Raw genomic sequence first — 26,423 nt, forward strand, 5'->3', positions numbered from 1 at the left:
TTGACTGTTTACGTGGGCTAAACTACCGTGGTGCCGAAGCCGATGAAGTACCGGGACGTCGCCAGAGCGCTCAAGAAGCAGGGCTGCACCAGCCGCCCCGGCAAGGGTGATCATGAGGTGTGGACGTGTCCGTGCGACCAGAAGCACCGCGCTGTGGTCACAAAGCCGGGCGAGATCTCCCCCGGCGTCATAGGGGACGCGATCAAGAAGATGGCATGCCTGCCGAAGGGATGGCTGCAGTGAGCACCAAGACATACAGGGCCGAAGCGGTCCGTTGGGAGAAGGGCTGGGAAGTCCACATCGAGGGGGTGGGCGTCACGCAGTCCCACAGCCTCGCTGGCACGGAACAGGCAGCCCGGGACTACATCAGCAGCCTCTACGACCTCGCAGACAATGCCGACTTCGAGGTGACCGTGACGCCGCGCCTGGGTGAGATCGCCGAGCTGGTGCAGACCGCGAAGGCCAAGCGCAACGAGGCAGACGAAGCCAATAGCGCCGCCGCGGCGGCCGTGCGGCTGGTCGCCGCGAAGCTACTGGCGAAAGGCCTGTCCACGGCGGACGCTGCAACCGTCCTTGGGGTTACCAAGGGGCGAGTTTCTCAGCTGACATCCGCGGGCGCTGCCACCAAGCGCACGAGCACAGCGACCAAGGCTGGCCCCGTACGCGTGACGCGGGGGAGCAAGGTTCACAAGGCGCGCGGTGCATCCACCACCAAGCACAAGAAGGCGGAGCCGGATCCCAAGGCAGCTGTTCGCGTATCTCGATGAGCACGGTGGGTGCGAAGTCGCGAACTGTCGCCACTGGCCCGCGTCATAACGCCGCGATAGCGTCGGTCTGACTTGGCATCTTGGCGAGCGTGTTGAGCGCGGCCCGAGCGTGCCGCGGACCAAGCTCTGGGGATCTCGGGATCGGGCAGACGACGGGTGGTCGCGATCCAGGCATTAGCGGCCCTTCGTCGTCCGCTCCGGCAGCTGCTCAAGGGTGACTCCTCCGGGCTGCCACCGGATCCCGGGGATGGAATGGAGCGGCGCGAACGGGTCGGCTGCGTTTTGCCAGGCGACCGCGAGACTTTCTGCGATCAGCTGTGCCTGTGCCGGGTTGGCCTGCACAGCCAGCCGGCGCAACTGGTCGACATCGGTCAGCTTGACGGTGACCGTCCAGGCAGCCTTTCCCCTGTCGATGGACGCTGCCACCGCCTCGCTCTCCACCGAGAGGATCCGGAACGCGCCGGCCTCCCGTAGCTCGTCCAGACCATCGGTTGGCCAGATGAGCCAAGCGAGGGCGTCGAACGCCTCGTTGGCTCGCGCCACCCCGTCGCTGTCCTGCGGCTCGCAGGTCTGCGGGTCGGCAGGCAGGTTGATCATCACGCCGTCTTCTTCGGCCCGCGCATAGGCCTCAAGAAGGGCACCGGCGTCCACGACGGTGACCGCGGCGGTCGTCGTGAGGCTCCACGTCTCGCGGTTCCTCCCGCACCGCGAGCGTTCGGAAGGACCCGGCTGGTCCAGGTCAGGCAGTTCGAACAGGCCAAGCTGCGTGGCGTCCATACCGACCGACCCTATGCCGACTCGTCCGGCCCAAGCGATCTCCAGTGGGCGATCGACCCTCCAGTCAGGCCGGCACCGGCGTCACCACGCGACCAACTGCTTGCCGTCAAGGAGCGTGGCATCTTGGAGCCATGGATACGGCTGTCTGAATCATCAATCGGTATCAGCGGCGCCGGTCAGCGCGTCGAGGGCCGCGTCGAGTCGCCGCTGACGGGGCCTGTTCGACTCGTGGTTGGCTTCGGCCGCCACGTACCCAATCAGTTCGTCCAAGTCCTCGTCGCTGGCCAGCAGGGCGGCACCCTCGCCGTGAGCACGGGCCCGATAGACCAGCCGTTCGCAATCCAGGTCGAGCAACCGCAAATCGCGCAACGTTGCGGCGACGCCGGCCGATATGACGATCTCGTTGACGGCACCAGCGACGGTGAGCTGTCGCGCACGCAGATCGAACGGCGAGCCAGCCCAGTTGCTGATGACGCCCTCGTCGTCGCAGACACTGCACCGCCAACGAATCGTGGCCGGCGCCTCAGTCCGCTGCACCACCATCCGACCCGGGCAGGGACGGTTAGCTGGCCGGCGCCGACACGGCAGCGCACTCTCCCACCCGACGCCCAGGTCTCCGGACGTCGCGGCCCGAACGATGTTGCCCAGTTGCTCGGCCAGCCGTCGAGCCGGACCCGGCACATCGACCGGCAGGACGAGGAAGTGGTGCAGATCAGTAGCCATCATTGCCTCGGACACTACCGCTGGAAGAACGCAACGCCCGTGAAACCAGTTCGGGTGCCTCCCTTCCGCGAGTGATACGGGGCCGCAACGATCTCGGGACAGTTCAGCCGACCCGAAGCTCTGCCGCCCAGTCTGCAAAGAACACTCGCAGCGCGGGGACGTCCGTGACCTGTGGGTCAAGGAGCAGATCGACGTCGGTATAGGCGTCGAGGCGGTCGATCATCGAGGCGAGGACCTGCGTGTCGAACCCCAGGTCGATCATCGCTGCCTGTGTGAGCAGCGTTGGCTTCCCGAAGAGCCCGGTCAAGGAATACACATCGACGAAGTCGCGGGCGGCGGCTCGGTCGAACAGCGCGATCAGCTTACGGCCGGCGAGTTCTTCCGGCGCGAAGGTCGGTCCAGCGACGCTGGCTCTCGCCGGCATGCCTGGCCTGGACTCGAGCGCCAGGTCAACCAACAAGTCCCCCTCCCGCCCGTGGATGAGCAGGCGGCAGAAATCACCCGAGCCTTGAAGGTGCTCCACCGCCCATCCCCGGGCGCGCGCGGCAGTGGTGAACTCATCCTTGGCACGTACCACGTCGCCAACCCCGCGCACAGTGAAGAAGTCGAGATCCTGTGTCGGCCGGTGAGTCAGTTCCTGGGCAAGCAGGGCAGCACCACCGGCCAGGAGGAAACCCTCAGCAGCCGGCAGGCTGAAGAACACACGCGCAACGTCAAGCTGGAACGGCGTGAGGAGCGAACGATCGCGTCCCATCAGGCCGCCAGCAGCCGCTCGATCAGAGGCGCCCACGCGGTCCGCAGATCGGCCGGAAGCACCAGGTTCATCCACTGGTCGACCAGCAGTGCCCCGTCGACATACCGCTCGATATCCGCGCCGTCGCCCTCGCGAAGGACGATCTCGTACACACGGGCCCGGTCGCGGCGGTCACTGAGCCGGTAGAGCCGATCCGGCTCGGACCAGTTCAACCGCAGGGGAAGCCGAACCATACCCAACGCCTGTTCCACCGGCAGCCGCGGCAACCGGTCAGGGACGGCATACCGCTTGCCCCTCCGGCCCGTCACGGCCCGGAAACTCAGGCGCGGGCGGACGTCCAGCTCGTACCCACTCGCTGCCAGCAACCGCTCGACGGTCCCCAGGGACGGAGACTTGCGCCCATGCTCATAGGCGGACACAGCCGTGCGTGACGTGCGCGCCCGCTCCGCCAACTCCTGTTGGCTCAGCCCAGCGCCACGACGCGCCCGCTCCAACACATTGCTGCCAGCCATCTCCACTCCCATCTCACCCGCACCCATCGTATCCGATGAGATACGTAAGCGGCGCAGCGCCTCGGCCACAGTGGTGCGAGCCCTCCGCACCAATCGAGGACGAAGCTGCCCCCGAGCGCCACGGTCTCGCAGAGTCCGCGGCCATGCCATGAGCTTCACGGACTCTGAATGCGACGCCATCGCTATGGGGACGGTCAGGATTTCCGCTCCGATTGCATACCCCCTCCCCCGCGTTGCTGCAGGTCAGGCGATGTACGAGTCCGCACGGCGCGCCGGAAGGGGACGCAACTTCCGCACGCATTCCGCACGGGCGTCGATGCGCCTCGCGTTTCCGCAGGTCAGCGACCCGGCGTCTCACCTTCGGCATCGGTTGCGCGAGATACCCCACCGGGGTACGTGCGAGAGGCCCTGGCCGGCGTTTCCGCTGGTCAGGGCCTCTTGGGGCACTACGTGGCAGGTGAAGGATTCGAACCTTCGAAGCTTTCGCGACGGATTTACAGCCGGGTGCTCCCGGGCGGCTGAACTGCCCAAGCGTGGCTCAGCGACGAACTTCCCCACGATTTCCGCACGGGTATGTCGGGCAACCCCGCCCAAATGGGTGGTCAACGACGCCGCGTACGGCGCATCTCATGCTTCAAGCCAGCCAGCGCCGCCCCGGCCGCTGGTAGAGCCCCCTGCCCCCCGGTCCCAAGCGTCATTCTTGCTCATGAGCCGTCCGGTGAGCGGGTCCCGGACCGGACCTACCGTTGTTGCACCACACGGTCTATCTGCTTTAGGGCCTTTCGAGCCTCACTCTGGACATGTTCAGCCTGATCACTCAACTTGCTCGCGATGAAGTCTCGGGCAGGGACGTGCCCCAACTTCCCAAGACCCTCAATCGCATATCCCACAATCGATATTTCACGGTCATTCAGAAGACTCATGAGCACTGAAGGGACGCGTGGATGCCTAGTTCTTGGCAATCCCCATACAATGCGCGCCCGGGCACGGCCATACTTCACATCCAACGCCAGTTCAATGAGTTCGTCAGATATTGCCGGATTGGCCAATATTCCTAGGCCGTTGCCGATAACCCACCTAATTCTCTCTTGCGGAGGGTCCGCATCGGGTCCAGCTGTGGGATCGACAAGGTGCGCTGGAGGCTCCCGGAACAGTTTCAAGAACAGGGGTGCAACCTGCCGAGCGGCGAACTTGACCGCTAAAGTTCTTAAAACATCCTCGACAAGTGGCAAGTAGGTGATGCCATGCAATGCCTCGATCAGAATTGGGATAGCGTCGCGATACGGTTTGGACGAATTCCTCAGGTCCCCTACGGAATCGAGCTTGTAGCCAGCCGCCCGCAACGAGGCAAGCAAGTCCGCCCCCGCTTCGAGATATAGGGCTCTTGCTCGACTCATCGACGGATCTTGCTCGCGGAAACGCTGCATTCTGGGAGAATGCAGGAACTCTTGAAATTCATCCTTATTGCTTTTGGAAATCATGGCAACTCGATTACGTTTGCATTTATGGACAGCAGTTCGGCCACAAGTGGTCGAGAGAGCGTCGTTCCACCGTTCCTCCGAACGTACAAGTTGAACGTGTAGCCATTCTTTCGAGCGTAGGCGATATCATCCCTCAGTTGCGTAGAAAGGTGCTGATAAGCCACATTCTTCACCTCGCCAATCACCTTATTCATGTGATCGAACTCGTCAGGGATCCGATCCTTCCCACTTTGGCCAGGGAACGATTCATTGTTCTTTCCGATCCCCGCACCGACTTCGCCCGCCTTCCCAAGATCGTTGGGTTCGACTCCACCACAATTGTGCACAAGGACGGGCACGCCGAACTCGGTGAGCACATTGTAGGTGTGGAGGTCGGTGACGGTCAGGTTGTAGGCGGGTGCGTCGGTCCGGGTGGTCCAGTCCAGGGCCAGGACGGTGACCCGGTTCCCGTCGGGGGTCAGGAGCTGGTCGCCGCGGTTGAACTGCTGGATCTGCTCCCAGGCGCTGTCGGTGGCGTTCCAGTACGGGTGGTCTTCTGTGGTGACGATCTGACCGGCGCTGGTGCGCAGCGTGACCAGGTCGTCTCGGTGTGGCCAGGTCGCCTCGACGGCCCTGCCACCGGTTTCACCGGTCTCCGGGTCTGCGGCAGCGACCTGGTCCCCTTCACGGATCTGGTCGATCCGCTTGCGGGTCCCGTCGGCCATCAGGACCCGGGTGTCAGCCGAGAACGACATCGCCCCGGCCGGGCACGCGTCCAGGCCGCGACTGGCCCGGCTCGCGTCACCGGCGGCGTCCGCGGCGTTGCTCGCGGCCTTGGCGCCGCTCTTGAGGCTCATCACCAGACCGGCAGCGCCGCCGCCGACGATCTTGCCCAGCAGGTCCGCGCCGACACTGACGGCCAGTTTGCCGACGGCCTCACCGAAGACGTACTCGTCCCCGCCCTGGTACGCGTCCCACACTGCCTTGATCTGGTCGATGTGCGAGAAGCTGGACAAGGCGGAGCAGAACGCCCCCCACGGGTCGTCCACCATCGACTGGAGGCCCGCGATGATGTTCTTCGGGTCCAACGACTCGACGCATTCACGGAACTGCTCACCGGCGCCCTTGACGAACCCGGACTTGAAGTCGCGCGGCTGCTGCGCCGGCGGCGCGTACACCGTGCTGATCCGGCCGCCGTGCCACAGCTCCTCACCCGACGTGGTCGTCTTGGCCACCTTCGGGCTCGAGGACGGTGCCGAGCCTCCGCCCTCACCGACCGTCAACATCAGCCCGGTCGGGTCGCTGAAGCCCATCGGGTTGTTGTTCGCGTAGACGTACCCGTGCGCCGCCTGCGGGTCATCCGGCACCAGGATGGGATCGACACTGGTGAACCGGCCCGTGCTCGGGTCGTACTCCCGCGCCCCCATGTCCACTAGGCCGGTGTCGGCGTTGACCGGCTTGTTCAAGAACCCGCGGTCATCTGGCCAGGTGCCACCGGTGACGGCACCCAGCGGGTTGCCGTACGGGTCCAGGTAGCGGCGCGTCACTGACCAGGTGACCGGGTCCACCGCCAGCTGGTTGCTGCCGTGAACGTCGGACATCACGTACAGCACGCCACCCTTGTTGACCCTGGTGGCGACCTGCACCCCACCGAGCTGGTAGTACCGCGTGGTCTCCACGCCGGTGCGGGCAGCGTTGATCTTCGCCTGCATCCCCGGCAGGTAGAGCGTGGTCGACCCGTCCGGGTTGCGCCGGGCGATCGTGTTGCCGTCCGCGTCCGGGATGTACGTGCTGGACCCGGTCGCCGTCGTGACCGTGTCCAGGTCACCGTCAGCGCGGTACGAGAACGAGGTGAGCGCCCCGTTCACGATCCGGGACTTCATCGACCCGTCAAGGTTGTACGTGTAGCTCGCCGACCCGGTCCGGCCACCGGTGGTGGCGCTCGATGCCAGCGCGTGCGGCGGGAACCCGGCCACACCGCTCGTGCCACCCGGCGTGTACGTGGTCTTCACGTCGGCGACCGGGCTGCCCGGGCTCTGGTGCTGCACCTGCTCCTCTACCGTCGGGCGTGAGCCGCGTAGGGGTCAACCGATCCCCTGGCCGGCTCGGCGGGACACGGGATCGACCGCTGCACAGTGACGTTCCTCACATCACACCGCCGCCGGGCTGACATCCCTTGCCGGGCCTGCGGCCCCGGCGTAGCGTCGTCGTTACCCAACCGTGACAAGGCGCACTCGGGCAGGGTGCGGCGTTGGAGTTCGGTCGTCGCATCCCACACCGGAGGATCACATGCGGACTGACATGGCGCGTCGGCTGGGGGCGGAGCTTGTCGGAACGGCGCTGCTCGTGCTCTTCGGAGCCGGATCCGTTGTGGCCACCCTGACCGTGGGAAAGGGAGAGCTGACCTACCCGGGTCTCGGGTTCATCTCGCTGGCCTTCGCCATCGTCGTGGCCTTGGTGATCTATGTCTTCGGCCCCGTGTCGGGGGCCCACATCAATCCGGCCGTCACGATCGCCCTTGCTGTCACGCGACGCTTCCCCTGGGTCGAGGTGGTGCCCTATGTCGTCGCGCAGCTGGCCGGCGCAGTCATCGGCGGCCTGCTCGTCGTTGCCACCTTCGGCACCCACGCCGTGGACCTCGGCCTGGGAGCGACCAGCTTGGGCAACGGTGTCCCCTACTGGCAGGGCATGGTCGCGGAGGCACTCGGGACCTTCCTCCTCCTGCTCGCGGTGATGGGCCTTGCCGTGGATGCGCGCGCCCCGCTCGGCTGGGCCGGCCTCATGATCGGCCTCGCCGTGGCTCTCGAGATCCTGCTCATCGGTCCGCAGACCGGCGGCTCGGTCAACCCAGCCCGCACGTTCGGCCCGTACCTCACCCTCAGCATGTTCGGCGGGGACGTCGCGTGGTCACAGTTCGGTGTCTACGTGGTCGGCCCACTCGTCGGCGGGATCGTCGCGGTGCTCCTCTACGACCTCCTCGCTCCGACGCGTCCCGTGCAGCGACCCGCCATGGAGGACTCGTACTCACCCGGCGACCCGGGTAGCGCGATGTCCGCCCCACCAGAGACCTCCGTCGGCCCCGCAGAAGCGGGCTGACGAACCAGTACGAGGAAGAGAGGTGCAGGCAATGACAGGTAACCGAGTCGTGGTCTACAAGGGTCCCGGGGAGGTGTCGGTCGAGTCGACCGACTACCCCAAGCTCGAGCTCCCCGGCGACGTCGCCAAGGGCTTCGGCCTGAAGACGGCGGCGCCCCACGCCGCCATCCTCCGGCTCGTGGCCACCAACATCTGTGGCAGCGACCAGCACATGGTGCGCGGCCGGACGACCGCGCCCATCGGGCAGACCCTCGGTCACGAGATCACCGGCGAGGTCGTCGAGGTGGGCGACGACGTGCTCTTCCTCAAGGAGGGCGACATCTGCTCAGCGCCGTTCAACATCGCCTGCGGGCGGTGCCGGATGTGCAACGAGGGCAAGACTGGAGTGTGCCTCAACGTCAACCCGGCCCGCGCAGGCGCGGCCTATGGCTACGTCGACATGGGCGGGTGGATCGGCGGTCAGGCGGAGTACGTCATGATTCCCTTTGCGGACTTCAACCTGCTGAAGTTCCCCGACCGCGACCAGGCGCTCGAGAAGATCATGGACCTCACCATGCTTTCCGACATCTTCCCGACGGGATACCACGGCGCCTACACCGCTGGGGTCACGACCGGTTCGACCGTCTACGTCGCCGGTGCCGGGCCGGTCGGGCTGGCTGCGGCCTACGCGTCCCAGCTGCTCGGGGCCTCCGTCGTCATCGTCGGCGACATGAACGCCGAACGGCTGCGGCAGGCCGAGAGCTTCGGCTGCGAGACCGTCGACCTCAGCTCGGGCGCCGACCTCGCGGACCTCATCGAGCCGATCGTCGGCGAGCGTGAGGTCGACGCGGCTGTCGACGCGGTCGGCTTCGAGGCCCGCGGCCACGGCGCCGGTGCCAAGGAGGCGCCAGCGACGGTCCTCAACGACATTATGAGCGTCGGACGGGCGGGCGCGGGACTCGGCATCCCCGGGCTCTACGTCACCGGCGACCCGGGCGCTGTCGACGAGAACGCGAAGATCGGTCAGATCGGTGTCCGACTCGGACTCGGCTGGGCCAAGTCGCACCACTTCACGACAGGGCAGTGCCCCGTCAAGCGCTATAACCGTCATCTGATGAACCTCATCCTGGCCGACAAGGCGCACATCGCGGACGCCGTCAATGCGACGAAGATCAGCCTCGACGACGCACCGCGCGGCTACGAGGAGTTCGACAAGGGCGCAGCCAAGAAGTACGTCATCGACCCGAACGGCATGATCCCGGCCTGACAGGTCAACCCGAACGTGAGGAGGGTATGCCGCTCAGCCGGGTGAGTGTGATGTGAAGGGAGATGGGTGACACCGTTGAACGGACAGTGGTGACACTCGGGTTTACGGTTCCACGGTACTGCGCGGCCCGTCAGCTGAGCGTGGCACCGTCTTGGAGCCGGTCAAGGCCGGGGCCCTTCGGGTGTCCTGACGTCCAGCCTTGACCGGCTCCGGCGATCGGCGCCTTGGGGCGGCGGCCGGGCCGGGCTGGTCCGGAGGAGCGTGCACCTCAGCGCGGGTCGTGTGCGGTTGCCCGAGGCCGGCCTCGCGGTCGAGCTCGACCTTGGCGATGATGTCGTTGCCGTGGAAGAGCACGACGTGGCCCAGGTCGGCCAGATAGGTCAGGTCCGCGCCGGCCCAGTCCGAGCCGAGCCGGATCCGGGTTCGGGCGATGTCGACGTAGCCGCGGGAGCTGGCCCGCACGTCGTGCAGGAATCGCCGTGACTGGGGCCCACCCGGGCCGGGCTCGGCCTTGGCGGTGGCTTGGTACACGGAGGCCGGGGTGGCCCCGTCGAGGGACTGGTGGGGCCGGCTGGTGTTGAAGATGGCCTCGTACGCCTCGACCATCTTGGTCAGCTCGTCCTTGCTGTGGGCCGGTGGGCGGGCTCGCAGCCACTGCTGCAGCGAGCTCCACTCGCGTTCTTTCTTCCCGCAGGTCTGCGGGTGCCGCGGGCTGGAGGTGGTGGTCGCCACCCCGATGAACGCGAGCCGGGGCCCTCTTCGCCTCTGCGGTGCTCGTCCACCGGTGAGCCGAATGCTTTGGACCCGCGTCAGAACGCCGCCATGACACGGGGAGCACGAGGTCGGGGTAGCTGGTCGCACGGGAAGGCAGTCGACGTCTTGTGTTTTTTGTGTTTACGCGCGACTATTGCGACATGGCCACTGACGGGCAGCTGCTCACCACCGGACAGGCGGCACAAGTTCTTGGTTGTTCACGCCAGCACGTCGTCGACCTGTGCGACTCGGGAAAGCTGTCGTGCGCCGTAGTCGGTTCCCACCGGAGGGTCGCCCGCGTAGACCTTCAGAGGTTCTTGGACGAAGGCAAGGTGTTGCGTCGGGAAGAGGAGCGCTCATTATGGCTGCATCGGGCGCTGCTCGGCCCGCTGCTGCGCGACCCGGAGCGGGTGCTCGACAAAGCCCGTTCGAACATTCGCCGGTGGAGCGGCGCGCACCGACCGGATGGGATGAGCCAGTCCTGGCTGCGCGAGTGGGAGCGAGTGCTCGACCAGGGAGTGGACGCGGTCGCCGACGTCCTGGCCAGCCGCGCCCCCCGAGCGGTGGAGCTGCGAGCCAACTCCCCCTTCGCGGGAGTCCTGGACGAGCGGGAACGTCTCGCGGTCCACCAGTCCTTCCGCCGCCACTGGGCCGCCGAGCACCCGGCCGCATGAACCGCGAGCAACTCGCACACCTCTTGCGGGCCAGCACTCAGATCGCTGGCGACCCGGACATCCTGGTCATCGGCTCCCAAGCGATTCTCGGGTCGTTCGACGAGGACGACCTTCCGGCGCCGGCCACCGCCTCCCGGGAGGTGGACATCGCCTTCCTCAACGATCCCGGCGGGCAGAAGGCCGACCAAGTAGACGGCGCCATCGGGGAGCTGTCCCAATTCGATGAACAAGTTCGGCTACTACGCCCAAGGAGTCGAGGTCAGCACCGCAGTGCTGCCAACAGGCTGGGAGGACCGACTCATCACCTGGCAGAGCCAGGCCATGCGGCCATCTCGAGCACTCTTCCTCGAGCCACACGACTTGGCCCTGGCCAAGCTGGCAGCATTCCGCGACAAGGACCGAGCCTTCGTCACTGCCCTGCTCAACGCGAAGCTCCTCGCAACAGACACGATCATCGACCGACTCGCCGACCTACCGGTATCGCCGCAGACCCGCGACCGAATCACCGGCTTCCTGCGCCCCTGGTCTAGTTGAGTACGTCTTCGAGACAGAGCCCGCCGGCTTCCTCATCGCGCCGGTTCACTATCCGTCGCCGCGAAGCCGTATGACCTGCGGAAGGACCACGGCCGCCGCGCTTTTCGCCGCGTATTCGCCACCGACAGCCCTTGACGCGGCGAGGCATCCGGTGCACGTCGCGCACCTCCGGACTGCGGGTCCTCGCTGGCAGCGTCGAAATCGCGGCGAAGTCCCCCACTGGCAGCCTTCCAAGCCCATTCCAGCAACAGGCGCGAGAGAGGCCCTGAACAACCTTTCCGCTGGTCAGGGCCTCTCGGGTCACTATGTGGCAGGTGAAGGATTCGAACCTTCGAAGCTTTCGCGACGGATTTACAGTCCGCTCCCATTGGCCGCTCGGGCAACCTGCCGTGGTGCGTCTGGAAGGATAGCAAGAGAACGGTCGGGCTTCGAATCAGGCCCCACCCCGCCCGGCAAGCCATGCCAGACACCCACTGTGCCACCTCGCTGGCACCACCCCGGAAGGAGCCAGGATGGCCGACGCCTCGTTCGACATCGTCAGCAAGTTCGACAAGCAGGAGATCGCGAATGCCGTCAACAGCGCGGCCAAGGAGATCTCGACGCGCTATGACTTCAAGAACGTCGGCGCCTCGGTCGAGCTGGCCGGCGAGGTCATCAAGATGAAGGCGAACACGGAGGATCGCTGCAAGGCAGTGCTCGACGTCGTCCAGACGCACCTGGTCAAGCGCAAGGTCAGCCTGAAGCATCTCGATGTGCCCGAGGCAGGCCCGCGCCTGTCCGGCAAGGAGTACCACCTCGACTGCCCCCTCAAGGAGGGCATCTCGCAGGAGAACGCGAAGAAGATCAACAAGCTGATCCGGGACGAGGGGCCCAAGGGCGTCAAGTCGCAGATCCAGGGAGATGAGCTGCGCGTCACGAGCAAGTCTCGCGACGACCTTCAGGCCGTCCAGCGGATGCTCCAGGCCGCCGACCTCGACGTGGCGCTGAACTTCACCAACTATCGCTGAGTCCACCAACCCCGGGCCGTGGGCCGCTGGGCTCACTCAGCCCAGCGGCATACGGCGGACTCGGGTGCGCCCCCCGCTCAGAGCACCTTCCCGACGGGGGTCGTGCGCCCCGGCGCCGACCCGTCCCCGGGCTCCACCGCGGCCCGCACCGCCTGCGCGACCGCGGGGGCCACGACGGGGTCGAACACCGAGGGCACGATGTAGCTCGCGTTGAGCTCCTCGGGCTTCACCGCGTCGGCGATGGCCGTCGCCGCCGCGACCATGACCTCCTGGGTGATGTTCTTGGCTCCCGAGTCGAGCATGCCGCGGAAGAACCCCGGGAAGCAGAGCACGTTGTTGATCTGGTTGGGGTAGTCGGACCGGCCGGTGGCGACGACGGCGGCGTGCTCGCCGGCTGCCAGCGGGTCGACCTCCGGGTCGGGGTTGGCGAGCGCGAAGACGATCGCGTCGTCGGCCATCGTCGCGATGTCCTCACCGGTGAGCAGGTTGGGTGCGGACACGCCGATGAACACGTCTGAGCCCTTGAGGACGTCACGCAGCGACCCCTCCTCGTGGCTCCGGTTGGTGTGCTGGGCGATCCACTGCCGGTCGGGGTCGTCGTAGGACTGGCCCGCGTGGATCGCACCGGCACGCCCGCACGCGACGATGTCGGTCGCGCCCTGGGCGAGGAGCAGCTCGATGATGGCGTGGCCGGCCGCGCCGACCCCGCTCACGGCGATGCGGATCTGGGAGATCTCCTTGCCGACGACCCGCAGCGCATTGGTCAGTGCCGCGAGGACGACGATGGCCGTCCCGTGCTGGTCGTCGTGGAACACGGGGATGTCGAGCTCGTCCCGCAGCCGCCGCTCGATCTCGAAACACCTTGGCGCAGCGATGTCCTCGAGGTTGATCCCGCCGTACACAGGCGCGATGGCCTTGACGATGGAGATGATCTCCTCGGTGTCCTGCGTGTCGAGGCAGACGGGCCAGGCGTCGACGCCGGCGAACTGCTTGAACAGCGCAGCCTTGCCCTCCATGACGGGCAGGGCCGCGGCGGGCCCGATGTTGCCGAGCCCGAGCACGGCCGACCCGTCGGTGACGACGGCGACGGTGTTGCGCTTGATCGTCAGGCGGCGTGCGTCGGCGGGGTTGGCTGCGATGGCCAGGCAGATCCGGGCGACGCCGGGGGTGTAGGCCCGGGAGAGGTCGTCCCGGTGCTTGAGCGGCACCTTCGGGTTGACCTCGAGCTTGCCGCCGAGGTGCATCAGGAAGGTCCGGTCGCTGACCTTGCGCACGGAGACCTGCGGCACCCGGGCGAGCTCCTCGGCGATCTCCTCGGCGTGGTCGGCGTCCGACGCGTCGTAGGTCACGTCGACGACGAGCCGGTCGTGGGTCGACTCGGCGATGTCGAGCGCGGTCAGCGACCCGCCGGCCCGCTGGACCGCGGCGACGAGGCCGCCGGTGGCCCCGGCGGACGCGGGAGCCTCGACTCGAACGGTGATGGCATATCCGGGGCTGGGGTTGCGCATGCGGGCCTTCTTCTGCGACGTGCGATAGGGGTCAGGACCTGTCTAGCACTCCACCTCGCCGCCCGCTCCGGCGCCCGCCAGTTGGCCGTATGCCGCTGGGCTCACTCCGCGTGGTCCGTGGCCTCCCGCCGGGGCGGGCTCTCAGGCGGGAGGTCCGGGAAGGCCACCCTCGCCAAGGGCCACCAGAAGAGGTCGGAGCACAGCTCGGCGTACTGGGCCGGCGTCACCCAGCGGGTCTCGTGGATGCCGTCGTCACCGTCGGTGAGAGGCGGCCGGACTGCCTGGAGCGCAGTCCGGTAGACCTGCAGGTAGGGACGCTTCGGGTCGATCACGTTGTCCTTGGTGCGCGGCGTGAACCGCTCATAGCCGACGATCTCGACCGTGGACGGGTCGACGCGCAGGCCGGTCTCCTCGTGGGCCTCGCGCAGGGCGTTCTCCAGCGGAGTCTCACCCGGCTCACGCCATCCGCCCGGGGAGCCCCACTGGTCCCGACGGATGCTGTGCACGACCGCGAAGTCGCCGCCGGCGTCACGGACGAACAGCATCGCTGCAGTGACCTGGTGCTCCGGTGCCGGGTTGGGCGACGCGATGAGGTCGACGTCGCTCGCCCCGTTGGGAAACGGCAGGTTCAGGTAGCGCACCAGACCTCGGTCCCCCTTGCGCTTGCGCAAGCGCAGGCCCGAGGCGTTGAGGCGACGGATGAGCTCCACCCCGGTCGTCAGGGTCGCCCCGGCTGTGACGACGTCCGCCCAGCGAACGTCGGGCACGTCGTAGTGGTCGCCGTCGAAGGAGCGAGGGTGCAGACCCACGGCGCGGGCGAACTCGTGCAGCTCTGCGTAGGAGGCGTCGCTGACGAGGTGGGCGAAGTGGCGGCCGTGTGCCGGCCAGATCGGCTCGTCGATCCACAACGTCATGGTCGCGAGCCTATCCAGCCCCCCTCCGCTGAGACCTGTGGACAACGCGGAGGGCGTGCCGGCTGATCCGCCTAGCGTTCCCGGTGTCAGGTCAACCAGCCCGGCTGACCAGCCGAACGAAGGAGAACCACCATGGCCAGGTCCGTCGTCGACACCGAGGCGATCCGCGTCGCCTCCGTCGACATCCAGCGTCTCTCGGACGACATCCAGTCCGCCACCACGGCCCTGCGCGGCCGGCTCGGCTCGCTCGGCGGGGCGTGGGAGGGCCCGGCGCGCAAGCAGTTCGACGACGTGATGGAGCGCTACAACCAGATGCAGCAGAAGATCAACACCACGCTCGGCGAGATCAGCACCCTGACCGCCAAGGCCTCGAGCGCCTACGAGCAGCACGAGACCGCGACCCGGGCGATGTTCTCCTGACCGCTCCCCCCCGGACCGCTCGACCCGGCCATGACATCCACTGCCCCTGGGCCGGGTCGAGCCCCACGGTTTCCGGGGTGACGATCGACTACTGGGCGTCGCTCGTCATCTCGAACCCGCTCTCACGGGGCAGGCGCAGCACGAAGGAGGTCTCGGGCAGCGGCTCGAGGTCGAGCCGTCCTCCACGGCCGCGCCACGCGATCTCCCCGCCACCTCCACCGTTTGCTACGTCTTGTCCACAGGTTGCCGCGACCAGCAAGAGGGCGACAAGAAGCGAGTGCCGGACGCGCGACAGGTCGCGCGTCCGGCACTCGCCGGTGATGGTCAGGCCAGGCTCAGAAGCCCATGCCGCCCATGTCGCCCATGTCCGGGGCGCCCGCACCAGCGGACGCCTTCTCCGGCTTGTCGGCGATGACGGCCTCGGTCGTGAGGAACAGCGCCGCGATGGACGCCGCGTTCTGCAGCGCCGAGCGCGTCACCTTGACCGGGTCGATGATGCCGGCGGCCATCAGGTCGCCGTACTCGCCGGTCGCAGCGTTGAGGCCGTGACCGGGCTCGATGTTGCGGACCTTCTCGGCCACGACGCCACCCTCGAGACCGGCGTTGATCGCGATCTGCTTGAGCGGGGCCTCGGCGGCGACGCGGACGATGTTGGCGCCCGTCGCCTCGTCACCCTCGAGGTCGAGGGAGTCGACGGCCTTGGCGGCCTGGATGAGCGCCACGCCACCACCGGCGACGATGCCCTCCTCGACGGCGGCCTTGGCGTTGCGCACCGCGTCCTCGATGCGGTGCTTGCGCTCCTTGAGCTCGACCTCGGTCGCCGCGCCCGCCTTGATGACGGCGACGCCGCCGGCGAGCTTGGCGAGACGCTCCTGGAGCTTCTCGCGGTCGTAGTCGGAGTCCGACTTCTCGATCTCGGCCTTGATCTGGGCGATCCGGCCCTCGATCGCGGAACGGTCCTCGGCGTCCTCGACGATGGTCGTCTCGTCCTTCGTCACGACGACCTTGCGCGCCTTGCCGAGCAGGTCGAGGGTGGCGTTCTCGAGCTTGAGACCGACCTCCTCGGAGATGACCTGGCCGCCCGTGAGGATGGCGATGTCGGTGAGCATGGCCTTGCGGCGGTCACCGAAGCCCGGGGCCTTGACGGCCACGGACTTGAACGTGCCACGGATCTTGTTCACGACGAGCGTCGCAAGGGCCTCGCCCTCGACGTCCTCGGCGATGATGAGCAGCGGCTTGCCGGACTGCATGACCTTCTCGAGGAGCGGCAGCAGGTCCTTGACCGAGCCGATCTTGGAGTTCGCGACGAGGACGTAGGCGTCGTCGAGGACGGTCTCCATGCGCTCGGTGTCGGTCACGAAGTAGGCCGAGATGTAGCCCTTGTCGAAGCGCATCCCCTCGGTCATCTCCAGCTCGAGGCCCATGGTGTTGGAGTCCTCGACGGTGATGACGCCTTCCTTGCCGACCTTGTCCATCGCCTCGGCGATGAGCGCACCGATCTCCTCGTCCGCGGCCGAGATGGACGCGGTGGAGGCGATCTGCTCCTTGGTCGTGACCTCCGTGGCGGCGGCCAGGAGGGCCTCCGAGACGGCCTCGACGGCCTTCTCGATACCGCGCTTGAGGGCCATCGGGTTGGCGCCGGCGGCCACGTTGCGCAGGCCTTCCTTCACCATGGCCTGGGCGAGCACGGTCGCTGTCGTCGTGCCGTCACCGGCGACGTCGTCGGTCTTCTTGGCAACTTCCTTGACGAGCTCGGCGCCGATCTTCTCGTACGGGTCGTCGAGCTCGATCTCCTTGGCGATCGAAACGCCGTCGTTGGTGATGGTGGGCGCGCCCCACTTCTTCTCCAGGACGACGTTGCGGCCCTTCGGGCCCAGCGTGACGCGGACGGCGTCGGCAAGGATGTTCATGCCGCGCTCGAGGCCGCGACGCGCCTCTTCGTCAAACGCAATGATCTTGGCCATTCGGGTGGTTCCTCCCACACGAGTTGCTACGACTGGCGCGACGGGCGCTCCGGGTCTCCCTCGCTGGAGCTCGGTCGATCCTCACGCCCTGTGTCAGTCGATACGTTGGTTGGTGGCCCGCACGACGCCCGCGACGGACGAGGCCGGCGCCCTCAGCTCACGTCGCTGGGAGGACGGCCCCTCGTGGTGCGGCCCATTTCTGTCACTCCCCAGGGGAGAGTGCTAACGCCATTATTGGCACTCTCGGGGTGCGAGTGCAAACCTTGGGGACCCTTGGTTCACTCCACCTGACAGATCGGTGCCTGCCCAGGGGCGATCACGTCGAACCAGCCGTCGGGGCGCCATCAGGGAGGGCAGCGGCCAGCCGGGCGGCATACGCAGCTGCCTCGTCGTCGCTCGCATACGCCGTCCGCGGCCAGAAGAACCCGCGCAGCCCGTCGCCCTTCGTCCGCGGCACGACATGGACGTGCAGGTGCGGGACGGACTGGCTGACGACGTTGTTCATGGCGACGAACGTGCCCTGGGCGCCCAGCCCGTCCACGGCGGCCGCCGCGAGACGCTGCGCGGCCCGGGTCAGGCCGGCAGCGAGGCCGTCCGGCAGCTCGAGCAGGGTGGCGACGTGAGTCCTGGGCACGAGCAGGACGTGTCCCTTGAAGACGGGCCGACGGTCGAGGAAGCCGACGAAGTCAGCCTCGTCGAGGACGAGGTCGGCCGGGACGTCGCCGGTGACGATCGCGCAGAACGTGCAAGCCATGCCGCCAGCGTGCCACGGCTCAGAGACAGACCCCGAAGAGCTCCACCGCGCACTCCGTCGCGGCAGCGGAGGTCTCCGGCTTGGGCGGCTTGGTGGGCCGGTTGGTGTTGGGCGGCTTGTTCGGACCGGTCGACTTGGCCGTCGTGGTCGCCGGAGGCGAGGCGGTCGGGGTCGGGGTCGGGCTCGTCGCCGGCGAATCGGTCGGGGCGACCGTCGGCTCCGGCTCAGACGTCGGTGCGCCGCTCGACGTGGCGGACGTGCCGGCGCTCGTGGTGGTCGTCGCGGCCGGTGTGGAGCCGCCCGGACCCGCCACGGTCCGCCAGTCGTCGGTCAGGGGCGCCTGCGTCCACTCGGAGCCGACCGTCGTCGGGATCAGGCCGGAGGACAGCGGCTGGTCGCGCCACTGGCTGTCGTCGGGCCACCACAGGGCCAGCCCCCCGAGCAGCGCGACGACCGCCGAACCGGCCGCGACGACCGCGTGGCGGCGCCGTCGGACGGCTCGCTCCCGGGCTCTCATCTGGGCACGCATGACACAACAAGGTAGACGAAACGGGCACCTGGTGCGCATTTGCCGCGGTCCCGATACGGTGACGGGCACCGGACATTGGGGTGACGACGCGAGGAGGTCGCGGTGATGGGCTCGGGGTTCCGCGAGGTCGCAGACCGGGTGTTCGTCGCGCGTTATCCACAGTGGGATGTCAACGTCGGGCTCATCCTGGGGCGTGACGGCGCGGTCGTCGTCGACACGAGAGCGAGCCTGCTCCAGGGCTTCGGGGTCCTCGACGACATCCGCCGCCTCGGCTCCGACATCGAGGTGCGCCACGTCGTCAACACCCACGTGCACTTCGACCACACGTTCGGCAACGGGGCCTTCACGGCGGCCACGGTGCACGCCCACGCCAACGTCGCCCGGTCGGTCGAGGGCGACGCGGCGCGCATCAAGAACCTGTTCCGCGCCGACCCCGGCGACCACCCCCAGGCCGGCTACACCTCCCGCGACGTCGTCGAGGTGTGCGCGACGGCCGTTCGGCCCCCCGACCGGACGTTCGAGCACAGCGCCACCATCGACCTCGGCGACCGGGCCGTGACGATGAGCTGGGCCGGCCGCGGCCACACCGACGGAGACATCAGCGTCCACGTCGACGACGCCGGCGCGATGTTCCTCGGCGACCTCGTCGAGGAGTCGGCACCCCCGGCCTTCGGCGCCGACTCGTGGCCGCTCGAGTGGGCCGACACGCTGGGCGAGCACCTCGGGTGGCTGGACCTCAGCAGCGTCGTCGTGCCGGGCCACGGGACTCCGGTCGACACCGAGTTCGTCCGCCGACAGCGCGACGACGTCGCCATGGTCGGTCGGGTCATCCGCGAGCGACACGACGAGGGCTGGTCGCTCGACGCGGCCCTCGCCGAGCCGGACCCGCGGCTGCCCTACGCCCTGGACCGGCTCGAGGCCGCGTTCAGCCGCGGGTGGGAGCAGGCCGTTGTCGACGGCGCGGACGGTCCCGCAGGTGCGGCCGGCGCTCCGAACCCCCTGCCCACCGGACCCCTGCCCACCGGACCCATGCCGGCCTGACCCGAGTCAGCCCAGCGCCGGGGAGAGCGCCGAGGGAAACGCCTCGGACCAACTGCGGATCGTGAGTCCACCGTCCCCAGCCCGGTCCACGGAGGTCGCGGCCAGCAGGGCGTGCACGATCGCGCGGGCCACGCAGTCGGCGCCCGCCTCCATCAGGACGAGCAGGTCGATCGGCTCGAGCGGCCCCCGCTCCCCCGTCGCCATCGCGAAGAGCGTGTCGCCGTCGAACAGCGTGTGGACCGGCTTGACCGCGCGCGCCAGACCGTCGTGCCCGACGCCCGCCAGCTTCTGGCACTGGGCCTTGGTCAGGGCAGCATCCGTGGCGATGACGCCGATCGTCGTCGCCATCGCGGGCATCCCGGCAGCGCGGTCCGGCAGCGACTCGGCCCGCGCGCGAGCCTCGGCCAGCTCCTCCGCACTGCCCACCCCGACGTGGTCGAACTCGTCCGCGAGACCGAGCCCAGCGGCATACGGCCTGCCGGTGGTGGGGTCGACGGCGGAGCCGACGGCGTTGAGCGCGACGACGGCGCCGACCGTCACCCCAGACGGCAGGACCACGCTCGCGGTGCCGACCCCACCCTTGAGCCCTCCGACGCGGGCGCCGGTGCCCGCCCCGACGCAGCCCTGGGCGACCGACGTGACGGCTGCCGCATAGGCCGCGCGCCCGTCCGCGGCCCGCGGGTGGTGGCGCCACGCGCCGCCCCGACCCAGGTCGAAGAGGATCGCAGCCGGCACGATCGGCACGACCTGTCCCGGCTCGCGCATCGGCCAGCCCCGCCCGTCGTCGAAGAGCCCCTCCACGACGCCGTCCACGGCCGCCAGTCCGGGGGCGCTGCCCCCTCCCAGCACGATGGCATCGACCCGGTCCACGAGGTTGCGGGGGTCGAGCAGGTCCGTCTCGCGGGTGCCGGGTCCGCCGCCGCGCACGTCGACGCCGGCTGCGGCCCCTCCCGGCGGGGCGACGACGACGGTGACCCCGGTGAGCCACCCTGGTTCGTCGCGGGTGCAGTGCCCGACGAGGACCCCGGCCACGTCCGTGATCGAGTTGGTGGGTCCCGGTCGACCGCCGGTCACGTCCGCGGTCACTCCGGGTCCCTCAGGTCGAACTCCATGAGCCGGCCCGGCGAGGCGAAGCCCAGCCGCTCGTAGAACTGCTGCTCCTTCTCATCCGGGGCGTTGACCCGGATCCACTTCACGTCCGTGCTGCGGGACCACTCGATCATCGTCTCGGTGAGGGCCCGCGCGACCCCGAGGTCGCGACACTCGGGGATGACGTACAGACCACCGACGTGCAGCCAGCTGACGTCCTTGCGCCCCGGCCACGGCAGCGCCCGGATCCGGCGCGTCTCGAGGATGCCCGCGTGCTCGCGTCGGGCCTCGGCGATCCACGTCGGCCGGTCTGGTCGCTCGGCCAGCCACGCGTCGACGAACCGGTCGAGGTACCCGGGCTCGGACGGCAGCCCCAGCTCGCGCGCGAACTGCAGGTGCAGCGCCGCCACGATGAAGGCGTCATCGGCTGCCGCACGGCGAACCACGACGTCGGCCATGGCTGAAGTGAACCACGCCGCCCATCGAAAGAGCAGTTCGTCCCGCAGCGGCGAGTCGAGCGTTGCCACCCACCGACGGGGACGAACTGCTCTCTCGATGCGAGGTGGTGGGAGCCGTCAGGCGTTGAAGCCGAGGCGACGGCTCGTGCGGGCCCGCTGCCGGCTCGCTCGCATCCGGCGCAGCCGCTTGATCAGCATGGGATCGGCGTCGAGGGCGGCGGGCTGGTCGAGCAGGGCGTTGAGCACCTGGTAGTACCGCGTGGAGCTCATGTCGAACAGCTCCTTGATGGCCTGCTCCTTGGAGCCGGCGTACTTCCACCACTGTCGCTCGAAGGCCAGGATCTCGAGGTCCCGGTCACTGAGCTCGCTCTCGGAGTGGTGCGTCTGCTCCGTGGCGTGTTCTGTGCTCATGGTCCCTAGTCTTTGGGTCGCGCCGACTGTCGGCTGGTCCTGCGAAACGGTAGCGACTCCCGGTCAGGCACTTCCAGTCGGGAAGCTGTCCATCCCGTGAACGCGATCGCGTTGGCTCCACTACCCACCTTAGTCGGTGAATCACACGAGTGTCATTTACTCGCGGCCGTCACCCCATCGTGTCGAGGATCGCAGTGACGTCCTCCTTCGTCGTGTGTGGGTTGACCACGGCGAACCGCGTCAACGTCTCCCCGCGGAAGGTCGTCGGCACGACGAAGGCGAACTCAGCCGCGAGCATCCGGTCGGTCCACGCCTGGTAGTCCGCGGGCCCCCAGCCGAGCCGGCGGAACACGACGACGGACAGGTCCGGCTCCCGGACGAGCTCGAGGTGGGGTCGCTGCCCGATCTCCCGCGCGGCATGCCGCACGACGTCGAGGGTCCCCTCGATGGCCTCGACGTAGGCGTCGGTCCCGTGCACCGCGAGCGAGTACCAGAGCGGTAGCCCCCGGGCGCGGCGGGTGAGCCCGATCGAGTAGTCGGTGGGGTTCCACTCGGGGGCCTGGGTGAGCACGTCGAGGTAGCCGGCCTCCTGCGTGTGGGCGAGGCGGGCCAGCTCCGGCTTCCGGTAGAGCAGGGCACAGCAGTCGAACGGCGCGAAGAGCCACTTGTGCGGGTCGAGGATGAACGAGTCGGCCCGCTCGATCCCGTTGAACAGGTGGCGCACCGAGGGTGCCGCCAGACCCGCTCCCCCGTAGGCGCCGTCGACGTGCAGCCACAGCCCGAACTCCTCGCACACGTCGGCGACGGACTCGAGGTCGTCGACGACACCGAAGTTCGTCGTGCCGCTCGTCGCCACGACGGCGAAGAACGTCTCGGGCCCGTGCTCCTCGAGCGTGCGCCGCAGCTCGGGCCCGGTCATCCGCAGCTTCTCGTCGACGTGGACGCCGCAGACCTCGGCGTCCATGACGGCGGCCATGGAGACGACGGACGAGTGGGCGTTGTCGGTCGCGGCGATCCGCCACGGGCGGGCGCCGGTGCCCGCCTCCGCGGCGCGGTTGCGGGCCGTGTGGCGGGCGACGACGAGGGCGGACAGGTTGCCGACCGTCCCTCCCGGGACGAAGACCCCACCGGCCTCCTCGGGCAGACCGGCGAGGTCCGCGATCCACCGGAGGGCCTGGTTCTCCGCGTAGACGGCGCCGGCCCCCTCGAGCCAGGAGCCGCCGTAGACGGAGGAGGCGCCGACGACGACGTCGAACGCGGCCGCCTCCCGGGTCGGTGCACACGGGATGAAGGACAGGTACCTCGGGTGGTCGGTGGAGAGGCACGCCGGGGCCAGGGTGTGCTGGAACAGCTCCATGGCGCGGGTCGCTCCGAGGCCCGCCGCCGTGATCGTCTGGCCCGCCGCGCTGCGGAGGTAGTCCTCCGTCTGCGGCCCGTCGAGCGGGATCGGGTCCATCAGGAGGCGTTCCCGCGCGTAGCGCAGGACCTGCTCCACCGCGATGTGGTCGGGGTCCTTGTCGAAGCTGTGCACGGACGCACTCTAGGGCCCCACCGCACCCCTGCCGTATGCCGCTGGGCTCGCTCCCGGACAGGCGCTCGCCCAGGCGGAGGTCAGGCGGAGGTCAGGCGGAGGTCAGGAGGAGGTCACGCAGCTCGGCGGTCGTCGTGGCGACGCCGTCGGGTCGGACCTTGTCGAGGTTGGCCCGCACGCCGGCGCCCCAGGTCACCGCGATGGTCGCCATCCCGGCGGCCTTGCCGGCCAGCACGTCGACGACGGCGTCGCCCACGTACGCGGCCTTGGACGGGTCGGACTGGCCGAGCCGCTCGAGGGCGAGCAGGAGCGGGGCCGGCTCGGGCTTGTGGATCTCGGTGTCCTCCAGCGCGACGAGGGCGCCGACGTGCGGGGAGAGGCCCAGCAGGTCCATCGCCTGCTGCGCGGACTCGCGGCGCTTCGACGTCGCCACGGCGACCTTGGCCCCTGCCTCGCCCAGGGCCGCGAGCACCTCGCGGGCGCCCTCGTAGCTGCGGATGAGCCGCTCGGTGTTGTCGGCGTTCCAGCCGAGGTACGTGTCGTAGAGCTGGTCGGCGTGCTCGGGCGCGTGGTCGCGGAAGGCGCTGCTCAGGGGGCGGCCGATCCACGACCGGATCACGTCGGGGTCCTCCTCGCGGCCCATGACCGTACGGAAGGCGTACTGGTAGGACTCGACGATGAGGTTCACGGTGTCCGCGAGCGTGCCGTCGAGGTCGAAGATCACGACGGGCCAGCGCGGCCTCAGGGAATCAGTCACCCATCTACCCTAGGCGCCTTTCGGGGACGTTCAGACACCGTGGAGCCAGCGACCCGCCCGCATCACCCGGGTGACGCGGGCCGCGGGGTCGAGCACGACGAGGTCCGCGCGGGCCCCGGCGCGCAGCGCCCCCCGGTCAGCCAACCCCAGCAGGCGGGCCGGCGTGCTGGTAGCGAGCTGAGCGGCATACGGCAGGGACATCCCGGCACCGACCTGGCGGGCGACGAGGTCGGCGACGTGGCTCGTCCCCCCTGCGATGGAGCCCTCGGGCTCCCCCGGCCGGCTCGAGAGGCGGGCCGTGCCGGCGGAGACGACGACGGACAGGCCCCCGAGGACGTACGGACCGTCACCGATGCCCGCGGCCGCCATGGCGTCGGAGACGAGCGCGACGCGGGACGGGCCGACGAGGTCGACCACCGACCGAACCGTGTCGTCGGAGAGGTGGACGCCGTCGGCGATCAGCTCGAGCGTCACCCCGTCATGGACGGCCGCACGAAGGAGGGCCGGGACCGCTCCCGGCGTCCGGTGGTGCCACGGGTCCATCCCGTTGAAGAGGTGGGTCGCGAGGTCCGCGCCGGCCGCCACAGCCTGCCCGACCTGCGCATACGTCGCCGTGGTGTGCCCGATCGCGACGTGGACCCCCGAGTGGTGGAGGTGTCGCACGAGCTCCAAGCCTCGCTCGCGCTCGGGGGCCACGGTCACCTGGGTGACGTGCCCTCGGGCGGCCGTCAGCAGGCGGTCGACCTCGTGGAGGTCCGGGTCGCGGAGCAGTCGAGGGTCGTGGGCGCCGCAGCGGGCCGCCGACAGCCAGGGGCCCTCGAGGTGGATGCCGTCGACGAGTCCGTCGTCCGCGAGGTCGGCGAGGATCTCGACGCCGCGCAGCAGGTCGGCCGGCGACATCGTCACGAGGCTCGCGAGCAGGCTCGTCGAGCCGCGGGCGTGGTGGTGCCGGGCGGCAGCGGCCGCCGCGTCGGGGTCGAGATCGGTGAACGCGCTCCCCCCGCCGCCGTGGCAGTGCAGGTCGACGTATGCCGCTGACATCGTCCCCAGGACCGGCTCGCTCCCCGGGGTGGCCGGGTCGGTGGGGCCCATCGGTCGGACGGCGGCGATGCGGTCCCCGTCGACGGCGATCTCGGCGGTGACGACGGCACCGTCGATGAGGGCTGGTCCGCGCAGTGTGGTGGTCATCGAGGTCGATTCTGCCGTGTCGCCATTCGGTACCGTGAGCCCGTGCCCGCCCACCCCCTGACCGAGCTCGTCCACCCGACCTGGCTGCCCGTCCTCGAACCGGTGGCCGACACCATCCGGTCCTTGGGGGACTTCCTCCGGGCCGAGGTCGCGGCCGGGCGCGGCTACCTGCCCGCCGGACCGGCGATCCTGCGGGCGTTCACCGTCCCGCTCGACGACGTCCGCGTCCTCGTCGTGGGGCAGGATCCCTACCCGACGCCCGGACACCCGGTGGGTCTCTCCTTCTCCGTCGCCCCGGACGTGCGGCCCGTGCCGCGGTCCCTCCAGAACATCTACCAGGAGCTGGGGTCCGACCTCGGGCTCCCGACGCCGGCCGACGGGGACCTCAGCCCGTGGTTCGAGCGGGGCGTCATGCTCCTCAACCGGGTCCTCACCGTGCGCCCCGGCCAGTCCGGCAGCCACCAGGGCAAGGGCTGGGAGACGGTGACCGCGCAGGCGATCACGGGGCTGGTGCAGCGCGGGGGCCCGATGGTCGCGATCCTCTGGGGGCGGCAGGCCCAGTCCCTCGCGCCGCTGCTCGGGACCGTCCCGCGCATCGAGAGCGCCCACCCGTCACCCCTGTCGGCGCGGTCGGGCTTCTTCGGGTCCCGGCCGTTCAGCCGGGCCAACGACCTCCTCGCCCAGCAGGGCGCCGCACCGATCGACTGGAAGCTGACATGACCGAGCCGTCCGCACCGACCCGACGCCTGTGGAGCCGCTACGTGGCCATCGGCGACTCGTTCACCGAGGGGATGTGCGACGACGACCCCCTGCTCGTCGGCGACGGGTCGCACGGCGAGTTCGGTGGGTGGGCCGACCGGTTGGCCGCGCACCTGTCCGAGATGGCGCAGGACGCGGGTCTCGGGTTCGGCTACGCCAACCTCGCCGTGCGCGGTCGCAAGCTCGCGGACGTCGTCGGCCCGCAGCTGGACTCGGCCCTGGCGCTGGAGCCGGACCTCGTCAGCATCGTCGGTGGCGGCAACGACATCCTCCGGCCACGCGCCGACCTCGAGGCCCTGGCGGCGGAGCTCGAGGCAGCCGTCGCGCGCATCCGTGCGACCGGAGCCGACGTGCTCATGGCGACGCCCGTCGACCCGGCCGACGCCCCGCTCGTCAAGGCGACCCGCGCCCGGGCGGCGATCCACACGGCGAACATCTGGTCGATCGCCCGACGTCAGGGGGCGCACGTCATCGACCAGTGGGGGCTGCACGCCCTCCGGGACTGGCGGATGTGGGCCGAGGACCGGATCCACATGACGAGCGAGGGGCACCGCCGGGTGGCCCTGGCCGCGCTGCAGGCGCTCGGCCACGCCCCGGCGGACGCTGACTGGGAGACGCCGCTCGACCCGGCGCCGCCGCTGTCCCGCCGCGAGGCCCTGCACGCCAACGCCCAGTGGGCGAAGGAGTACGTCGGGCCCTGGGTGCACCGTCGCCTCACCGGTCGGTCATCCGGCGACGCCCGGTCGCCCAAGCGTCCCGAGGTGGGCCCGCTCCCCTGAGGCTTGCGGCTCGGCTCC

At 69.1% G+C, this 26,423-nt stretch carries 29 protein-coding genes, 1 tRNA gene and 1 pseudogene; 12 read left to right on the plus strand and 19 right to left on the minus strand.

From position 1 onward, the window contains the following. Nucleotides 1–30 precede the first annotated feature (30 nt). Together INTCA_RS14355 and INTCA_RS14360 are read left to right on the plus strand one after the other, a co-directional pair. Nucleotides 31–243 carry a type II toxin-antitoxin system HicA family toxin gene (locus INTCA_RS14355; protein WP_199921526.1) on the plus strand — a complete coding sequence of 71 codons (213 nt, stop codon included), beginning with the start codon at nt 31–33 and terminating at the stop codon, nt 241–243. After that, nucleotides 240–767, plus strand: a complete 528-nt coding sequence (locus INTCA_RS14360; protein WP_052338020.1) for a hypothetical protein — start codon at nt 240–242, stop codon at nt 765–767. The genes INTCA_RS14355 and INTCA_RS14360 overlap by 4 nt, the downstream gene beginning before the upstream one ends. Before the next feature lie 174 nt (nt 768–941). Here INTCA_RS14360 and INTCA_RS14365 read toward each other — a convergent pair whose 3' ends face one another. The 6 genes from INTCA_RS14365 to INTCA_RS14390 form a co-directional block, all read right to left on the minus strand. Next, entirely contained in the window at nt 942–1,544 is a 603-nt protein-coding gene (locus tag INTCA_RS14365) for a hypothetical protein (protein ID WP_013493655.1), read from the minus strand. A gap of 153 nt (nt 1,545–1,697) precedes the next feature. Next, nucleotides 1,698–2,270: a hypothetical protein gene (locus INTCA_RS14370; RefSeq protein ID WP_041308822.1), complete on the minus strand. Its 573-nt coding sequence runs from the start codon at nt 2,268–2,270 to the stop codon at nt 1,698–1,700. Between the two features lie 100 nt (nt 2,271–2,370). After that, nucleotides 2,371–2,970 (minus strand): nucleotidyl transferase AbiEii/AbiGii toxin family protein, encoded by a 600-nt coding sequence (locus tag INTCA_RS14375; RefSeq protein WP_218916269.1) that lies wholly within the window; start codon nt 2,968–2,970, stop codon nt 2,371–2,373. Between the two features lie 50 nt (nt 2,971–3,020). Beyond that, nucleotides 3,021–3,602 (minus strand): helix-turn-helix transcriptional regulator, encoded by a 582-nt coding sequence (locus INTCA_RS14380; protein WP_244859832.1) that lies wholly within the window; start codon nt 3,600–3,602, stop codon nt 3,021–3,023. Between the two features lie 671 nt (nt 3,603–4,273). Then, nucleotides 4,274–5,014, minus strand: a complete 741-nt coding sequence (locus INTCA_RS19630; RefSeq protein ID WP_013493659.1) for a HEAT repeat domain-containing protein — start codon at nt 5,012–5,014, stop codon at nt 4,274–4,276. After that, nucleotides 5,011–7,041: a putative toxin gene (locus INTCA_RS14390; RefSeq protein WP_013493660.1), complete on the minus strand. Its 2,031-nt coding sequence runs from the start codon at nt 7,039–7,041 to the stop codon at nt 5,011–5,013. Before INTCA_RS14390 ends, INTCA_RS19630 begins: the two co-directional genes overlap by 4 nt. A gap of 241 nt (nt 7,042–7,282) precedes the next feature. On the opposite strand from INTCA_RS14390, the gene INTCA_RS14395 reads away from it, so the two are divergent. Both INTCA_RS14395 and fdhA read left to right on the plus strand, forming a co-directional pair. Then, nucleotides 7,283–8,089: an MIP/aquaporin family protein gene (locus tag INTCA_RS14395; protein ID WP_013493661.1), complete on the plus strand. Its 807-nt coding sequence runs from the start codon at nt 7,283–7,285 to the stop codon at nt 8,087–8,089. A 31-nt stretch (nt 8,090–8,120) separates the two neighbouring features. After that, a complete protein-coding gene (gene fdhA / locus INTCA_RS14400; RefSeq protein ID WP_013493662.1) occupies nt 8,121–9,335 on the plus strand; it encodes a formaldehyde dehydrogenase, glutathione-independent in 1,215 nt (404 codons plus the stop codon). Nucleotides 9,336–9,437: 102 nt separating this feature from the next. On the opposite strand, the gene INTCA_RS18775 is transcribed toward fdhA, so the two are convergent. Further along, nucleotides 9,438–10,067: an integrase core domain-containing protein gene (locus INTCA_RS18775; RefSeq protein WP_052338021.1), complete on the minus strand. Its 630-nt coding sequence runs from the start codon at nt 10,065–10,067 to the stop codon at nt 9,438–9,440. 182 nt (nt 10,068–10,249) lie between these two features. Here INTCA_RS18775 and INTCA_RS20375 point away from each other — a divergent pair. The 3 genes and pseudogenes from INTCA_RS20375 to INTCA_RS14415 all read left to right on the plus strand — a co-directional run. Then, nucleotides 10,250–10,402: pseudogene (locus INTCA_RS20375) on the plus strand (helix-turn-helix domain-containing protein); the annotation flags it as partial. 18 nt (nt 10,403–10,420) lie between these two features. Further along, nucleotides 10,421–10,762 (plus strand): hypothetical protein, encoded by a 342-nt coding sequence (locus tag INTCA_RS14410; RefSeq protein ID WP_244859922.1) that lies wholly within the window; start codon nt 10,421–10,423, stop codon nt 10,760–10,762. Nucleotides 10,763–10,984: 222 nt separating this feature from the next. Further along, nucleotides 10,985–11,296 carry a DUF6036 family nucleotidyltransferase gene (locus INTCA_RS14415; RefSeq protein ID WP_174411515.1) on the plus strand — a complete coding sequence of 104 codons (312 nt, stop codon included), beginning with the start codon at nt 10,985–10,987 and terminating at the stop codon, nt 11,294–11,296. 308 nt (nt 11,297–11,604) lie between these two features. On the opposite strand, the gene INTCA_RS14420 is transcribed toward INTCA_RS14415, so the two are convergent. Continuing rightward, nucleotides 11,605–11,685: transfer RNA gene (locus tag INTCA_RS14420), tRNA-Tyr, on the minus strand. Between the two features lie 123 nt (nt 11,686–11,808). On the opposite strand from INTCA_RS14420, the gene INTCA_RS14425 reads away from it, so the two are divergent. Then, nucleotides 11,809–12,303 carry a YajQ family cyclic di-GMP-binding protein gene (locus INTCA_RS14425; protein ID WP_013493664.1) on the plus strand — a complete coding sequence of 165 codons (495 nt, stop codon included), beginning with the start codon at nt 11,809–11,811 and terminating at the stop codon, nt 12,301–12,303. Nucleotides 12,304–12,380: 77 nt separating this feature from the next. Here INTCA_RS14425 and INTCA_RS14430 read toward each other — a convergent pair whose 3' ends face one another. Then, nucleotides 12,381–13,811 (minus strand): NAD-dependent malic enzyme, encoded by a 1,431-nt coding sequence (locus tag INTCA_RS14430; protein WP_013493665.1) that lies wholly within the window; start codon nt 13,809–13,811, stop codon nt 12,381–12,383. A 101-nt stretch (nt 13,812–13,912) separates the two neighbouring features. Then, the gene (locus INTCA_RS18780) at nt 13,913–14,725 is read right to left on the minus strand and encodes a DUF4031 domain-containing protein (protein WP_013493666.1); all 813 of its coding nucleotides are present in this window, start codon (nt 14,723–14,725) and stop codon (nt 13,913–13,915) included. 132 nt (nt 14,726–14,857) lie between these two features. Between INTCA_RS18780 and INTCA_RS14440 the strand changes: the two genes are divergently transcribed. Further along, nucleotides 14,858–15,145: a WXG100 family type VII secretion target gene (locus INTCA_RS14440; protein WP_013493667.1), complete on the plus strand. Its 288-nt coding sequence runs from the start codon at nt 14,858–14,860 to the stop codon at nt 15,143–15,145. Nucleotides 15,146–15,480: 335 nt separating this feature from the next. Here INTCA_RS14440 and groL read toward each other — a convergent pair whose 3' ends face one another. The 3 genes from groL to INTCA_RS14455 all read right to left on the minus strand — a co-directional run bounded on the left by groL (nt 15,481) and on the right by INTCA_RS14455 (nt 18,392). Further along, nucleotides 15,481–17,109: a chaperonin GroEL gene (gene groL / locus INTCA_RS14445; protein WP_013493668.1), complete on the minus strand. Its 1,629-nt coding sequence runs from the start codon at nt 17,107–17,109 to the stop codon at nt 15,481–15,483. Between the two features lie 316 nt (nt 17,110–17,425). Next, complete coding sequence (locus INTCA_RS14450; protein ID WP_013493669.1) at nt 17,426–17,863, minus strand: HIT family protein; 438 nt, start codon at nt 17,861–17,863, stop codon at nt 17,426–17,428. Between the two features lie 19 nt (nt 17,864–17,882). After that, nucleotides 17,883–18,392 (minus strand): hypothetical protein, encoded by a 510-nt coding sequence (locus INTCA_RS14455; protein ID WP_013493670.1) that lies wholly within the window; start codon nt 18,390–18,392, stop codon nt 17,883–17,885. A 105-nt stretch (nt 18,393–18,497) separates the two neighbouring features. Here INTCA_RS14455 and INTCA_RS14460 point away from each other — a divergent pair, with 105 nt between their 5' ends. Then, nucleotides 18,498–19,433, plus strand: coding sequence for an MBL fold metallo-hydrolase (locus tag INTCA_RS14460; RefSeq protein WP_013493671.1), 936 nt, complete (start codon nt 18,498–18,500; stop codon nt 19,431–19,433). 6 nt (nt 19,434–19,439) lie between these two features. Here INTCA_RS14460 and INTCA_RS14465 read toward each other — a convergent pair whose 3' ends face one another. The 6 genes from INTCA_RS14465 to INTCA_RS14490 all read right to left on the minus strand — a co-directional run bounded on the left by INTCA_RS14465 (nt 19,440) and on the right by INTCA_RS14490 (nt 24,867). Continuing rightward, nucleotides 19,440–20,519 (minus strand): P1 family peptidase, encoded by a 1,080-nt coding sequence (locus INTCA_RS14465; RefSeq protein ID WP_013493672.1) that lies wholly within the window; start codon nt 20,517–20,519, stop codon nt 19,440–19,442. Continuing rightward, nucleotides 20,516–20,980, minus strand: coding sequence for a GNAT family N-acetyltransferase (locus tag INTCA_RS14470; RefSeq protein ID WP_013493673.1), 465 nt, complete (start codon nt 20,978–20,980; stop codon nt 20,516–20,518). The genes INTCA_RS14465 and INTCA_RS14470 overlap by 4 nt, the downstream gene beginning before the upstream one ends. A 117-nt stretch (nt 20,981–21,097) precedes the next feature. Then, nucleotides 21,098–21,391, minus strand: a complete 294-nt coding sequence (locus INTCA_RS14475; RefSeq protein ID WP_013493674.1) for a nucleoid-associated protein NapA — start codon at nt 21,389–21,391, stop codon at nt 21,098–21,100. 169 nt (nt 21,392–21,560) lie between these two features. Continuing rightward, nucleotides 21,561–22,922, minus strand: coding sequence for a pyridoxal phosphate-dependent decarboxylase family protein (locus INTCA_RS14480; RefSeq protein WP_013493675.1), 1,362 nt, complete (start codon nt 22,920–22,922; stop codon nt 21,561–21,563). A gap of 91 nt (nt 22,923–23,013) precedes the next feature. Next, on the minus strand, nt 23,014–23,679 hold the full coding sequence (locus INTCA_RS14485) for an HAD family hydrolase (protein ID WP_013493676.1): 666 nt from the start codon (nt 23,677–23,679) through the stop codon (nt 23,014–23,016). A gap of 30 nt (nt 23,680–23,709) precedes the next feature. Further along, nucleotides 23,710–24,867: an N-acetylglucosamine-6-phosphate deacetylase gene (locus INTCA_RS14490; protein ID WP_013493677.1), complete on the minus strand. Its 1,158-nt coding sequence runs from the start codon at nt 24,865–24,867 to the stop codon at nt 23,710–23,712. A gap of 42 nt (nt 24,868–24,909) precedes the next feature. Between INTCA_RS14490 and INTCA_RS14495 the strand changes: the two genes are divergently transcribed. Together INTCA_RS14495 and INTCA_RS14500 are read left to right on the plus strand one after the other, a co-directional pair. Further along, nucleotides 24,910–25,587: a uracil-DNA glycosylase gene (locus INTCA_RS14495; protein WP_013493678.1), complete on the plus strand. Its 678-nt coding sequence runs from the start codon at nt 24,910–24,912 to the stop codon at nt 25,585–25,587. After that, nucleotides 25,584–26,405: an SGNH/GDSL hydrolase family protein gene (locus INTCA_RS14500; protein WP_013493679.1), complete on the plus strand. Its 822-nt coding sequence runs from the start codon at nt 25,584–25,586 to the stop codon at nt 26,403–26,405. Before INTCA_RS14495 ends, INTCA_RS14500 begins: the two co-directional genes overlap by 4 nt. The last annotated feature ends 18 nt before the right edge of the window (nt 26,406–26,423 follow it).

The organism is Intrasporangium calvum DSM 43043, assembly GCF_000184685.1.
Classification (GTDB): domain Bacteria; phylum Actinomycetota; class Actinomycetes; order Actinomycetales; family Dermatophilaceae; genus Intrasporangium; species Intrasporangium calvum.